Source organism: Salmonella sp. 32082101201600294FB01SM01, assembly GCF_017572865.1.
Lineage (GTDB): Bacteria > Pseudomonadota > Gammaproteobacteria > Enterobacterales > Enterobacteriaceae > Salmonella > Salmonella enterica.
Map to the genome: position 1 here is coordinate 113,647 of NZ_JAGESB010000004.1, position 13,835 is coordinate 127,481.

Here is a 13,835-nt window from a genome sequence, read left to right on the forward strand (position 1 = left end):
TTATTTTCCTCCCGCCATGCTTAAACGGGCATTACGTTTCTGCGCCCGATGGTAAATGTACTCCGCGACGACAACCGCCAGCACGGCTCCGCCAATAATTTTCCCGGCGTACTGGAAATATCCTCCCATATCAATTTGAGAAGGCGGAATAAATAACAGCGCAACGGCAAAGGCGATAGAAAGAAAACCCAGCGCGGGTAAAATAGCCGGTAAAACCTTGCCCGGAATTTTAAAACTTCTTGGCGTATCCGGCTGAGTCTTACGTAAACGCCAGAACGCCGGGAACATCACCAGATAAGGAATAAAATAGGTGATGGTCGTTAGCGCCGTTAACATCCAGTAAGCCGCCGCAACGCTTGGCGAAATAAAAGTCGAAAAACACAGGACCGTGACAATAATCGCCTGTACAGTCAAGGCAAAGGCGGGCGTTTTCCACACCGGATGTAATTTGCCGATTCGGTCCCCCAGCAGATTATCTTCACGCGAGGCTTCCTGGAGCATATAAATCGGCCCCACCAGCCAGGAGTTAATCTGCCCGAGAGCGCCAAAAAACATACAGATGGCCATAACAGGAATTAACCACGGCATATGCAGCGTGTCCGCAGCAGCATGCATAGCCTGCATGACGCCTGCCACGATGTCGGTTTTCCCGGCGGGTAAAAGCGTGTTTAGCGCCCAGGTGCCGACCATATAGATCCCAACGATAACGGCGGCGGAGACGGCCATCGCTCGCGGAAAATCACGCTGTGGATTACGGGTACGCCCGGCAATCATCGGGGCGACCTCCAGTCCGGCAAACGCAAACATCATGCTGGATAAGAAAACGATCGTATCCCAGTGTCCGAGATCCGGAATCCAGTTTTTCGCTGTAGTGTAGTCCGTCTGCATCTGGTGTCCGGTACATAGCCATACCACCGCCAGCAAAATGAGGATGGCGGAGGGAATAAATACGCCGCACCAGGCGCTGATGCTATTAATAATTTTTGTCCATTCCATCCCGCGGATATTCATCAGCGTTAATAGCCAGAAAATTACCGCGGAACCAATACCGATAAATGCTTTATTTTCCGCCAGGCCGCCGCCGATCATATAGCCCAACGCGGTAAAGCCGAATTGCAGCATTAATGGGAAAAACAGTACGCAGGAAAAGAGAAAACAAACCACGACAATCCATGCAATACGTTTACCAAATGCCTCTTTAATCCAGACAAATATCCCGCCATCTTTCGGCCAGCCGGTTGACAGCTCGCCGCATACCATCGCTAAAGGAAAAAACAAGCAGAATGCGGCTATCACCCATAACAACATGGCCGATGCCCCGTAAGGCGCCACGTTAGGGATTTGCCGCAAACTCAGAATAGCGATGACATTCATAAAGACAATGTCTTTGATGCCAAGTAAGCCAGAATTCGTGTTACTCATGGCCATCTCCTGTTATGCATTCAGGCATCACTGCCCTCTTCTTATCATCTGACGACGGGCTTCAGCATAAAACTGAAGCCCAAAACAGTATTAATAAATGTCGTACTTGACCATATCTTCGTAACTGTCTTCCCGACGAATCAGACGCGTTTCACCATTTTTATCGATCATCACCACGCCCGTGCGCGGACGGTTGTTATAAACGGTTTGACTTTCAATGGTGTATGCCCCGGCATCAAGAAACGCGACAATATCGCCAACATGAGTCTCCTTCGGCAGTAAAAACTCTTCGCCTTTCACCCCCATGTGGAAATAATCTCCGCCATCACACAGCGGCCCGGCTAATTTTATCCAGGCGTCGTGCGCTGCCGTCATGCGAGAGGCGTTATAGACATAAAAGAACCAGTCAAAATGCTGGCTGTCAGAGAGTACGCTGTAACCAGCGTCGACAAATTTCCATTCAACGTGGCATTCCACATTGCCGTTAAGATCGTAATTTGTTTTACGTTTTTCGCAGGAGACTTCCGTCAGTAAAACCGCCGCCGACCCGGTCACTTTACGTCCCGGTTCAATACATATTTCCACATCGGTACGCCATTTATGCACTTCGCGAATGACCGCATCGGCAAAATCCTGGGCGGTAATACCGGCATACATATTATCTTTTAACGGGTCGCCATTCTCGTCGTCATATTTATAGGGAACCGGAATTCCGCCGCCTACGTTGATCAAATCAAATTTAATACCGAGCACCTCTTCCAGGCGACGGGATTCATCCACCAGCACTTTAGTCGCTTTTGCGAAAGGCTCTGACTCCGGCACCTGATCGCCCACATGCATATGCAAGCCGCGCAAATGCACATAAGGCATCGCCAGAATGCGGCGGCAGGTTTCTTCCGCCTGTTCCAGGTCGAGACCCGACTTCGCATGGAAAGCGGTAACCAGTTCCGCATGCGTCGCCGAGGGAACATTCGGCTCTACGCGGACGCAAACATTGGCGACTTTCTTCAGCTTGCGAGAGATGGCATCAATATGTTCCAGCTCATACAGGCTATCAACATTAATAAGATACAGATCGTTGGCGATGGCATACTCCAGATCGGCAGGCTTTTTCACCACGCCGTTGAAGACGATCTGATCGCCGCGAAAGCCTATCTCCAGGCACTTGCGAACCTCATATTGTGAGTTTGCCTCCGCGCAAATTCCGGCGTCACGAATGGCTTTCAACACCCCCATGACCGAGCAGGTTTTTGACGCAAAGAAGGTTTTGGTATTTTTATGCGCCGCAAATGCCTGCTGGATTTCATGAATGTTACGAATAATCTCCGGCTCAGAAAACACATAGAACGGCGTGGGGTACTGGCGCGCCAGAGCGTCCAGATCGACCCCTTCAAAACACAAATGACCGTCTTTGTGCTGGAAACGGCGATCGCCGTTGATTACCTGCTCACGTAGCTGGTTGTAATTCTGCATAATCGAGTCAGTCATAACGCCCTCTGCTTAATGTTTATGGTAAAAATCCGCATTCTTTACATGGATAAAGCAAAAGGCATGCCACTATTTTTATCATAATAATCAATTACTTATAAAAATAAGCTTTTTCTCATTTTCGTCATTGAGTTTGCTATTCATCACAACGACGAAAATTCGTCACTTTTATAATGGCAACATGAACAATAGATATGAGGAATGCGTGTATGGCATCCACCAATCAGGAACTGGCCTCGGCGCTCAGGATGTTTTCCCGCTTTTTCGATTTGATTCATCAGCCGTTGGCCGTCATTAATGAGCGTGGTGAATACGTTTACTACAATCAGGAAAGCGCGGATCTGGACGGCTACAGTATTGAACGGGCAATGGGAAAACATATGCTGGATGTCTATCCGGGCATGAAAGAGACCCAAAGTACGATGCTTTCATCGTTAAAAAAAGGCGTGGAATACATTGGCCATTATCAAATTTATTACAATGCGCGAGGCCAGGCCGTTGACTATCAGCACACCACCGCGCCGCTCTATGCAAGCGATGGCGGCATGGTCGGCGTTATCGAAATCGGCAGGAATATGTCCGGCGTCAGGCGGCTCCAGGAGCAGGTGGTAGAACTGAACCAACTGCTGTATGCCGATCACCATGAGAAGCACCATGCCATTATTACCGAAAACCCGGAAATGCTCAGTAATATCGCCAAAGCCAAACGGCTGGCCGCCAGTAATATTCCGGTGACGATTGTCGGGGAGACGGGTACGGGTAAGGAGCTATTTTCCCGCCTGATCCATCAATGCAGCAAGCGGGCGAATAAACCATTTATCGCCCTGAACTGCGGCGCTCTACCGCCTACGCTTATCGAAAGTACGCTTTTCGGCACCGTGCGCGGCGCCTATACCGGCGCGGAAAATAGCCAGGGCTATCTGGAGCTGGCAAACGGGGGAACGCTCTTTCTTGATGAGCTGAACGCCATGCCGATAGAGATGCAAAGTAAGCTGCTGCGATTCTTGCAGGATAAAACCTTCTGGCGGCTCGGCGGACAACAGCAACTCCACTCTGATGTCAGGATCGTTGCCGCCATGAACGAAGCGCCCGTCAAATTAATTCAACAAGAACGTCTGCGGGCAGATCTTTTTTATCGGTTGAGCGTCGGAATGTTGACGTTACCGCCGCTGCGCGCCCGCCCGGAAGATATTCCCTTACTGGCGAATTATTTTATTGATAAATACCGTAATGACGTGCCGCAGGACATTCACGGATTAAGCGAGACGGCGCGTGCTGATCTGCTCAATCACGCCTGGCCGGGTAATGTCAGGATGCTGGAAAACGCGATTGTACGCAGCATGATCATGCAGGAAAAAGACGGGCTGCTGAAACACATCATTTTTGAACAGGACGAGTTAAATTTAGGCGTACCGGAAACCGCGCCGGAAAATCCCCTTCCCTCGTCACCCGATCCGCAGTATGAAGGATCGCTGGAGGTACGGGTTGCCAACTACGAAAGGCATTTAATAGAAACCGCGCTGGATACGCATCAGGGGAATATTGCCGCCGCGGCCCGCAGCCTTAACGTATCGCGCACCACGTTACAGTACAAAGTACAAAAATACGCTATTCGCTTCGGCGTGGTGCGTAATTGACATCGGCCAGCGGCATTGCGCCGCTGGCAAAGCCATTAGCCTTCGTTATGCATTTCCAGGTTTTCCATTTCGTTCTGGAACAGCACCGCTTTGGCGTCGTCATTACGTAATGAATCCAGGAAGTCGAGGTATTGCTGGTCTACGTCTTTGGTGACATATACCCCGTTAAATACCGAACATTCAAACTGCTGGATATCCGGGTTTTCCGCGCGTACGGCTTCGATCAGATCGTTTAGATCCTGGAAGATAAGCCCGTCTGCGCCGATGATCTGACGAATCTCATCCACCTCGCGACCATGCGCGATCAGCTCATTGGCGGTCGGCATATCAATGCCATAGACGTTAGGGAAACGAATTTCCGGCGCGGCGGACGCCAGATAAACCTTCTTCGCGCCGGCTTCCCGGGCCATCTCGATGATCTGCTCTGATGTGGTGCCACGCACGATGGAATCATCCACCAGCAGGACGTTCTTATCGCGGAATTCCGCGCGATTAGCATTGAGCTTACGGCGCACGGATTTACGGCGTAGCTGTTGGCCCGGCATGATAAAGGTACGTCCCACGTAACGATTTTTGACAAATCCCTGGCGGTACGGCTTGCCGAGAATACGGGCAATTTCCAGTGCGATATCGCAGGAGGTTTCCGGGATAGGGATCACGACGTCGATGTCCAGATCTTCCCATTCACGAGCGATTTTTTCGCCAAGTTTGGTGCCCATATTCACACGAGCGCTGTAGACGGAGATCTTGTCGATAAAGGAGTCCGGGCGAGCAAAATAAACGTACTCAAACAGACAGGGGTTACTGACCGGGTTATCCGCGCACTGGCGCGTGAACAGTTGCCCCTTTTCGGTAATATAGATAGCTTCGCCCGGCGCGACATCGCGCAGGAATTCAAAGCCCAGCGTATCCAGCGCCACGCTTTCAGAAGCGACCATATACTCCGTACGACCATCGCCAACGTCACGCTTGCCCAGCACTAATGGGCGAATGCCGTGCGGATCGCGAAAAGCCACCATACCGTGACCGATAATCATCGCCACGCAGGCATAGGCGCCGCGGATTTGACGGTTAGTCGCGGCAATCGCGGCAAAAATATTGTCGGCTTCCAGCGGATAGTGACGGAAGTTGTCGAGCTCGCTGGCGAAAATATTGAGCAGGATTTCGGAATCGGAGGTGGTGTTGATATGACGGCGCTTTTCTTCAAACAGCTTTTTACGTAGCTCGTGCGCGTTAGTCAGATTGCCATTATGGGCCAACGTGATGCCATACGGCGAGTTAACGTAAAAAGGTTGCGCTTCCGAAGCGCTGGAGCTGCCTGCGGTAGGGTAGCGCACATGGCCGATCCCCATGTTGCCCTGCAAACGCTGCATGTGGCGAGCTTCAAAAATATCGTTCACCAGTCCGTTTGCCTTACGCAAGCGGAAGCAGTTATTCGCATCAATGGTGATGATACCGGCAGCATCCTGACCACGATGCTGGAGCACTGTTAACGCGTCATAAATCGACTGGTTGACCGGCATAACACCGGCGATACCGACAATACCGCACATACGTCATTTTCCTCGTTAAGCCACATCTCAGAACCTGTTACGTCCTGGGCAAGAAACTCGACGAGCTTTGCAGATAGTCAAAGAACCATCTGATGATGAAGCTGAACTGCGGGATGAGCTGCGATTTGCTCCAGTCTTCGCTTTTCGACAAGCCGGTAAAGGTATCAAGGAAGAACAGAATGGCGGCGACAATCAGCGCCCCTCGCAGTGCGCCGAAACAGATCCCCAACACCCGGTCAGTTCCCGACAGGCCGGTCTTTTCTACTAGCTGACCTATCACAAAATTCACGATAGCGCCGACGATAAGCGTCGCGATAAACAGTACCGCGATAGCAATCCCATTACGAACCAGTTCGTCTTCAAAGCCCGTAAACCAGACAGACAGGTAAGTGTAGTAGTGACTGGCGACAAAGAAAGCACAACCCCACGTCACCAGCGATAACGCTTCACGAACAAAGCCGCGGATCAGGCTAACCAGACAGGAAAAAGCAATCACCGCGATAATGGCGTAATCAATCCAGACCATAGATGTCCCACGATTTTACGCCCTGTCGTCCTGTTCGGGGCGCATTCTAACAGAAAAAGAAAACGTTTGCGTAGGGATTTCCTTCCCACGCGTAAATAAAAATGGCGCTGAAAAAATATTCAACGCCATCACACTTTTTATCTCTTCGGGCACGACCAGAAGAGCTGCCATCGGCCTGATAAGCGCAGGATACCAGGTTTATTCCTTCTGCCGGATGGCGGCGTAAACGCCTTATCCAGCCTACAGGACTTCGGCTATTACCAGATGAACACCGTAGGCCTTAACGCTGCGCAGTCGGGCAAAACGCGCCTTAGTTCGGGCTATACCCCATCACCACGCCGCTTAACCCGGAAATCTGCTTGAGCTCGCCAAGCGATCCTTTCATCTTATCTTTCGACGCATCCGGCCCGACGAGAATACGGGTTATTTTACCCTGTACCGGCGTTGAGGGGGAAGTATAAACCCGGAACCCGGCGGAACGAAGCTTGCCGACTATCTCGTTGACTTTATCCGCGTTTTTCAGCGCGCCCAACTGTACGACATAAGCTTTGCCGGTCGGCGCAGGTTTATCGTCGGCGGCCGGTTTCGGCGCGGGCGTCGGCGTGGAAGCGACGACAACCGGCTGTTGCGGTTTAAGCTGCGGCTTTGGCTTTTCAACCGGCTTCGGTTTAGGCGTCTCCGCCGGTATCGGATCAAGCTCGACATTGTTAGACGCCATGCGCGACGGGTCCAGCGATGGCGCTGCCGCATCTCCCGCCCGCACCTCTTCAGCCGCCCCTTCCGGCGGCTGTGTCGGTAGCGCCTGCGTTGCGGCAGGCATCATATCCGGCTCATCGCGGTCGCCAGGCTTCGGTACCAGTGGAATCGCAGCAAATTCATCCTGATAATGCTTTTTCTGTCCGTCCAGCAGACCGGGAAGCACAATAACCCCCAGCGCGACTAACACAATCGTGCCGACTAAACGATTCTGAAACTTACTCGCCACCGATTCTCCCCGCGTCTATCACTTCCATAACATGTGCGACGGTGTGGAACGATCCGCACACCAGCACGGTATCTTCTGGCTGCGCCGCGTCGATAGCGGCCTGCCATGCCTGCGCGACGCTATCATAGACATTCCCTTTCCCCAGATGTTCCAGAAGTTGTTCCGCCGTCGCGCCGCGCGGCCCCTCTAACGGAGCACAATACCAGTCGTCAACCACGCTTTTCAACCAGGCTAACGTGCCGGCGATATCTTTATCATGCAGCATACCAATCACCGCAAGCACGCGCCCGCGTTTCGGCAACATTTTCAGACGACCCGTCAGGTATTCCGCCGCGTGGGGATTATGGGCGACATCAAAGATAACGCGCGGCGACTCACTCACGATTTGAAAACGTCCCGGCAAGGTAGCCTGCGCAATACCGTCGCGAATCGCCTGCTCGTCAATGTTCAACCTGCTGGCGCGCAGCGCGGCCAGAGCGGTGGCGGCATTCGGCTGAGGAACCTGCGGCAACGGCAGTCCGGCAAGCGTGCCGTCACCATCGGTAAACGCCCAGTGGGTCGCTGTCACCTCATAACGCCAGTCAACGCCGCGACGCCGCAACAGCGCGCCGGTCTCCTGCGCGACATCCGCGATGGTTGCCGGCATTTCCGGTTCGCCGACAATAGCGGGTTTTTCCGCGCGAAAAATCCCGGCCTTCTCGCGGCCGATACTTTCGCGATCCGGCCCCAGCCAGTCAGTATGGTCAAGCGCGATGCTGGTAATTACCGCTACATCGGCATCCACAATGTTCGTGGCGTCCAGGCGCCCGCCCAACCCGACCTCCAGAATCACCACGTCAAGGTTAGCCTGTTTAAACAGCCACAATGCCGACAACGTGCCATATTCAAAATAGGTCAATGAAATATCGCCGCGCGCCGCTTCTATTTCCGCAAAGGACGCGGTATGCGCGGATTCCGCTAATTCTTTCCCCTGCACGCGCACGCGCTCGGTGTAACGTACCAGATGAGGCGAACTATAGACGCCCACACGGTATCCCGCCGCGATTAACACCGACTCCAGCGTTCGACAGGTCGTACCTTTACCGTTGGTTCCCGCCACGGTAAAAACGAACGGCGCAGGCTTGAGGATGTCCAGACGCGCTGCCACCTGGCTTACGCGCTCAAGGCCTAAATCGATACTCTTGCTGTGCAGGTTTTCCAGATAAGAAAGCCACGAGGCCAGGGGCGACGCAGCTTGAGGTATAGATTTGTTTTTCATTGATTCCGCTGCTTCTTTACGGTGAAAAGCAAAAGGGCAGAGCCTGCGGCCCTGCCCTTTTCAGTTATCAGGCCTCAGACTCCTGATCTGGCGCCGGAGGCACCACCACGCCTTCACGCGGGGCGTCCGGGTTCGGCGCGGGCAGATTCATCAGCTTCGCCAGAATGCTCGCCAGCTTCAGGCGCATTTCCGGGCGGCGGACGATCATATCAATAGCGCCTTTTTCGATCAGGAACTCACTGCGCTGGAATCCCGGCGGGAGCTTCTCACGGACGGTTTGTTCGATAACGCGCGGGCCGGCGAAGCCAATCAGGGCTTTTGGCTCGGCGATGTTGAGATCGCCCAGCATCGCAAAACTGGCGGAAACGCCGCCCATCGTTGGGTCGGTCAGTACAGAAATGTACGGTAAACCGCGTTCCTGCATTTTAGCCAGCGCCGCCGAGGTTTTCGCCATCTGCATCAGCGACATCAGCGCTTCTTGCATACGCGCGCCGCCGGAAGCAGAGAAACACACTAACGGACAGTTGTCTTCCAGCGCCTGTTCAACGGCGCGAACGAAGCGTGCGCCAACGACAGACCCCATTGAGCCGCCCATGAACGCGAATTCAAACGCGGCGGCGACAACCGGCATACCGTGAAGCGTCCCTTTCATGACCACCAGCGCGTCTTTCTCGCCGGTTTCTTTCTGCGCGGACGCCAGTCTGTCTTTATATTTTTTGGAGTCGCGGAACTTGAGCACGTCTTTTGGCTCCAGCTCGCTACCCAACTCCACAAGGGAACCTTCATCTAACAGGCTATGCAGGCGATTGCGCGCCGACATGCGCATATGATGGTCACACTTAGGACAGACCTCAAGATTACGTTCCAGCTCAGCGCGGTATAAAACCTGACCGCAGCTATCACACTTGGTCCACACCCCTTCAGGAATGCTTGCCTTGCGGGTGGGAGTAATGTTGCTTTTAATTCGTTCAATCCAGCTCATTGGTGACCTTTCTGCCTGAACCTTAGTCAGCTTTATTATAAGGGGCGCATAATGCCATTTTTGCCCCCAACAGACCATGAATGTTGCACATTAAAACATAACAGCCCGAAACTTTGGATAAAAAAGTGGTCGAACCGCTGAGTTACTTTCTATTTTGCGGCACGCGACGCAGCGCGCTTATGCCGGACAATCTCAATGACGCCAGGTAATATCGAAACCACGATAATCCCCACAATCAGCAGCTTAAGGTTATCCTGAATCAACGGTATCGTACCGAAGAAATAACCGGCGTAGGTAAAGAGCAGTACCCACAGCAGCGCGCCGATGACGTTATAAGCGGCAAAATGCCGATAGGACATGTGCCCCATCCCTGCCACAAACGGCGCAAAGGTTCTGACGATCGGCACGAAGCGAGCGAGAATGATAGTTTTACCGCCGTGTTTTTCATAAAACTGGTGGGTTTTATCCAGGTAACTGCGGCGGAAAATTTTCGAATTCGGATTACTGAACAGTTTTTCGCCGAACAGTCGACCAACCGTGTAATTTACCGCATCGCCGACAATTGCGGCGATCAGCATTAACGCCACCATGACATGCACATTGAGATCGTTGGTTTCCAGCGAAGCCAGCGCCCCGGCGACAAACAGCAGCGAGTCGCCCGGCAGGAACGGCGTGACGACCAGGCCGGTTTCACAAAACAGAATCAAAAACAAAATAGCGTACACCCAGACGCCGTACTCCGCGACCAGCTCCGCCAGATGCACATCGATGTGCAGAATAAAATCAATAATAAAGTAGATCAGGTCCATATTTGTCTTTGCCTTTCTACCCGACACGTTTCGGGTGTACGATTCGGATTAGTCCGCCAGAAATAGCGGGCCCATTGGCGGTTTTGGAAGGTCAAACCGGTCAGGGTAATCCACCGCAACCAAATATAGCCCTTCCGCCTTCGCCGTTGCCGCCGCCAGCGTTCTGTCCCTGGCCGCTAACAGCTCTGCGATCCAGCTCTCCGGCTGGTTGTGAGCGCCTACTTCCAGCAGGCTGCCGACAATATTCCTGACCATATGATGAACAAAGGCATTCGCTTTGATATCGACCACCACATAAGGGCCGTGGCGAGTAACGTTGATGTGCATCACATTACGCCACGGCGTGCGCGACTGGCACTGCACCGCACGAAACGAGGTAAAATCATTTTCGCCAAGCAGACACTGCGCCGCGCGATGCATCCGCTCTGCATCCAGCGGCTCATAGTAATGCGTCACGCCTTTTGCTAATACCGCGGGACGCAGTCGATGATTGTAGATGATATAGCGATAACGGCGAGCCGTAGCGCTAAATCGCGCGTGAAAATCATCCGGTACAGTTTTCACCCAGCGCACGGCAATGTCACCAGGCAAATTCGCATTTACCCCCAGCGTCCATGCCGCATCTTTGCGCAATGCGGTCGTTTCGAAATGGACAACCTGCCCGGTGCCGTGAACGCCGGCATCGGTACGCCCGGCGCAGAACACGTTAATAGGTTCATTTGCCACCTGCGAGAGCGCTTTTTCCAGCTTTTCCTGCACGCTGCGCACTTCATTCTGACGCTGCCAGCCATAATACTTGCTGCCGTCGTACTCAATACCCAGCGCAATTTTATAGACCGGCGATGATTGCTGTCCGGACATCAGTACAGATACTCCTGCACCAGCTTCTCCGCAATTTTAACGGCCATCAGCGCGCCGCCGAAACGCACGTTGTCCGCCACTGACCAGAACTGAATTTGTTCCGGCATACCGTAATCATTATGCACACAGCCAATAGAAAGCTGTGGATTGCCGGAAGCGTCGCCCACCTGCGTCGGGTAATCCGTCTCTTCTGACAGTACGATATCTTCACCGCGGGAAAACGCCTCGCGCGCCTCTTCCGCCGCCAGCGGACGGAGCGCTTCAAAGCTCACCATCTGCGCATGGCCATAGAACACCGGCGACTGCACGACACTGGCGGAGATCATCACGCCATCGTCCTGCAAAATTTTACGCACTTCATCGACGATACGACGTTCCTGGCGCACGCTGCCTTCACGATCCGGCAGCAGCGGCAGCATATTGAACGCCAACTGGCGGCCAAAGAAATCATCTTCATCAATCGGTATGCCGTTAAGCAGCTTCGCACTCTGTCCGGCCAGCGCATCGACCGCTTTTTTCCCCTGTGCGGACGCTGATAACATACTGGTGACGGCGATGCGCGACAGTCCCCCCTGATCGATTAACGGCTTGAGCGCCGCCAGCAGTTGACTGGTCAGACTATCGGCGACCGCAATCACGTTACGGTTACGGTAATCCGCCAGTACATACGGGTTAACTTCCGGCACGACCAGCGGCACATCAGGCTCCAGCGCGAACAGACCGCTGGAATCTATCACCAGGCAACCTGCATTAGTCGCGTCGTCTATCCAGGCAGCCGATGCCTCTGCGCCGGCAACGAAAAACGCCAACTGCGCCTGCGTCCAGTCAAAGTCCGCCGCATCCTGGACAATGACCGACTTGCCACCAAAACGGAGGTGCTCGCCCGCGCTTTCATGACGCGCCAACGCATAAATTTCACCGACCGGGAACTGGCGTTCAGCCAGTGTTTCAAGCAGGGCTTCGCCTACGGCGCCCGTTGCGCCCAGAATGGCAATGTTCCAGCCTTCAGACATGGTGATTTACTCCAGAAATACATAAGCGTCCCTGTCGCATTATTCGACAGGGAGCATTAAGAAGACATTAATGTGCCGGGTGATGAACAGCGTTAAAACCTAGCTTACACAGCAAGGCGGCTGCCGTTTCGTCGTCACACATCACGTATAAAGACGACCATTCACGGCGCTCAAGATAATTTTTACGCAATTTATCAAATTCACCCGGAATTCCAGCGACTTTACGCAGCGGCGCATCGTCGCGGCGCACATCATACACCAAATGCGCCAGTCTTTTCAGCGTCGGTTGATCCAGCGGGCCGTGAAGCGTAATACGACCAAACTCAGGCGCAGGCAGTAATGTCTCCAGCGCGACATGCTGCTCGCGACCGATAAACGCGCTATACGCCTCAAAGACCTGGGTGGTGCCGCGCGCTTTGCCTTCCAGCGTATAGCCGGCAATATGCGACGTGCCGATATCCACGGCTTCCAGTAGCGCGACGTTAAGATCCGGTTCGCCCTCCCACACATCAAGCACCACGCTCAGCGGCTGCCCGGCATTAAGTCGCGCCAACAACGCGGCGTTATCCACCACCGGACCGCGGCAGGCGTTAATGAGAATGGCGCCGGGTTTCAGTCGACGGATCAGCGTCTCATCGGCCAGATGCAGCGTTTTGTACGGTCCGTCTTTATAAAGCGGCGTATGGAAAGTCAGGACATCCGCTTCCTGCACCAGCTCATCCAGCGTACGAAAATCACCCTCGTCCCCGCGTGCGGCGCGTGGCGGATCGCACAGCAACGTGCGGATACCCAACGCTTCAAGCCTGGTCTGTAGCCGGCTTCCGACGTTACCCACGCCGACAATCCCTATAGTGCGATCGCGTAACGAAAAGCCGTCACGTTCGGCCAGCATCAACAGCGCGGAAAACACATACTCCACCACGGCGATAGCATTACAGCCGGGCGCGGCTGAAAAACCGATGCCCGCCTGCTTCAGCCATGCCTCATCCACATGATCGGTGCCTGCCGTAGCAGTACCAACGAAGTTAATCGGCGTGCCGCTCAGCAGCGATTCATTCACTTTCGTGACCGAACGCACCATTAACGCATCGGCATGGTTCAATTCTTCAACGGGGATCGGGCGACCCGGCACTGCCTTTACCTCACCCAGGCGGCTAAATAATTCGCGGGCGTAAGGCATATTTTCATCAACGAGAATTTTCACGACTGTCGTACCTGTTTGAGAACGAGAGTTAACCGAACAAGTGTGCCATAATCTGGCCGCCAGGCATATATTGCTCAGATTTATGGTTAAAGGATAA

General features: G+C 53.5%; 12 protein-coding genes. 1 reads left to right on the plus strand and 11 read right to left on the minus strand.

What is annotated here, in order from left to right; genetic code table 11:
* Positions 1–1,422 carry an APC family permease gene (locus J4645_RS17015; RefSeq protein ID WP_000072512.1) on the minus strand — a complete coding sequence of 474 codons (1,422 nt, stop codon included), beginning with the start codon at positions 1,420–1,422 and terminating at the stop codon, positions 1–3.
* 90 nt (positions 1,423–1,512) lie between these two features.
* Positions 1,513–2,910 carry an alanine racemase gene (locus J4645_RS17020; protein ID WP_000132306.1) on the minus strand — a complete coding sequence of 466 codons (1,398 nt, stop codon included), beginning with the start codon at positions 2,908–2,910 and terminating at the stop codon, positions 1,513–1,515.
* 209 nt (positions 2,911–3,119) lie between these two features.
* On the opposite strand from J4645_RS17020, the gene J4645_RS17025 reads away from it, so the two are divergent.
* Positions 3,120–4,547 carry a sigma-54-dependent Fis family transcriptional regulator gene (locus tag J4645_RS17025; RefSeq protein WP_000168925.1) on the plus strand — a complete coding sequence of 476 codons (1,428 nt, stop codon included), beginning with the start codon at positions 3,120–3,122 and terminating at the stop codon, positions 4,545–4,547.
* Positions 4,548–4,582: 35 nt separating this feature from the next.
* Here J4645_RS17025 and purF read toward each other — a convergent pair whose 3' ends face one another.
* The 9 genes from purF to pdxB all read right to left on the minus strand — a co-directional run bounded on the left by purF (position 4,583) and on the right by pdxB (position 13,738).
* Positions 4,583–6,100: an amidophosphoribosyltransferase gene (purF, locus tag J4645_RS17030; RefSeq protein ID WP_000334205.1), complete on the minus strand. Its 1,518-nt coding sequence runs from the start codon at positions 6,098–6,100 to the stop codon at positions 4,583–4,585.
* 37 nt (positions 6,101–6,137) lie between these two features.
* A complete protein-coding gene (gene cvpA, locus J4645_RS17035) occupies positions 6,138–6,626 on the minus strand; it encodes a colicin V production protein (protein WP_000262102.1) in 489 nt (162 codons plus the stop codon).
* Between the two features lie 310 nt (positions 6,627–6,936).
* The gene (gene dedD / locus J4645_RS17040; protein WP_000157030.1) at positions 6,937–7,611 is read right to left on the minus strand and encodes a cell division protein DedD; all 675 of its coding nucleotides are present in this window, start codon (positions 7,609–7,611) and stop codon (positions 6,937–6,939) included.
* Positions 7,601–8,869 (minus strand): bifunctional tetrahydrofolate synthase/dihydrofolate synthase, encoded by a 1,269-nt coding sequence (folC, locus tag J4645_RS17045; RefSeq protein ID WP_000792275.1) that lies wholly within the window; start codon positions 8,867–8,869, stop codon positions 7,601–7,603. Before folC ends, dedD begins: the two co-directional genes overlap by 11 nt.
* A gap of 67 nt (positions 8,870–8,936) precedes the next feature.
* Positions 8,937–9,851, minus strand: a complete 915-nt coding sequence (accD, locus tag J4645_RS17050; protein ID WP_000118383.1) for an acetyl-CoA carboxylase, carboxyltransferase subunit beta — start codon at positions 9,849–9,851, stop codon at positions 8,937–8,939.
* 149 nt (positions 9,852–10,000) lie between these two features.
* Positions 10,001–10,660, minus strand: coding sequence for a DedA family protein (locus J4645_RS17055; protein WP_023214998.1), 660 nt, complete (start codon positions 10,658–10,660; stop codon positions 10,001–10,003).
* Positions 10,661–10,708: 48 nt separating this feature from the next.
* The gene (gene truA, locus J4645_RS17060; protein WP_000016631.1) at positions 10,709–11,521 is read right to left on the minus strand and encodes a tRNA pseudouridine(38-40) synthase TruA; all 813 of its coding nucleotides are present in this window, start codon (positions 11,519–11,521) and stop codon (positions 10,709–10,711) included.
* A complete protein-coding gene (locus J4645_RS17065; protein WP_001289141.1) occupies positions 11,521–12,534 on the minus strand; it encodes an aspartate-semialdehyde dehydrogenase in 1,014 nt (337 codons plus the stop codon). The genes truA and J4645_RS17065 overlap by 1 nt, the downstream gene beginning before the upstream one ends.
* 67 nt (positions 12,535–12,601) lie before the next feature.
* Complete coding sequence (pdxB, locus tag J4645_RS17070; RefSeq protein ID WP_000699176.1) at positions 12,602–13,738, minus strand: 4-phosphoerythronate dehydrogenase PdxB; 1,137 nt, start codon at positions 13,736–13,738, stop codon at positions 12,602–12,604.
* Between the last annotated feature and the right edge of the window lie 97 nt (positions 13,739–13,835).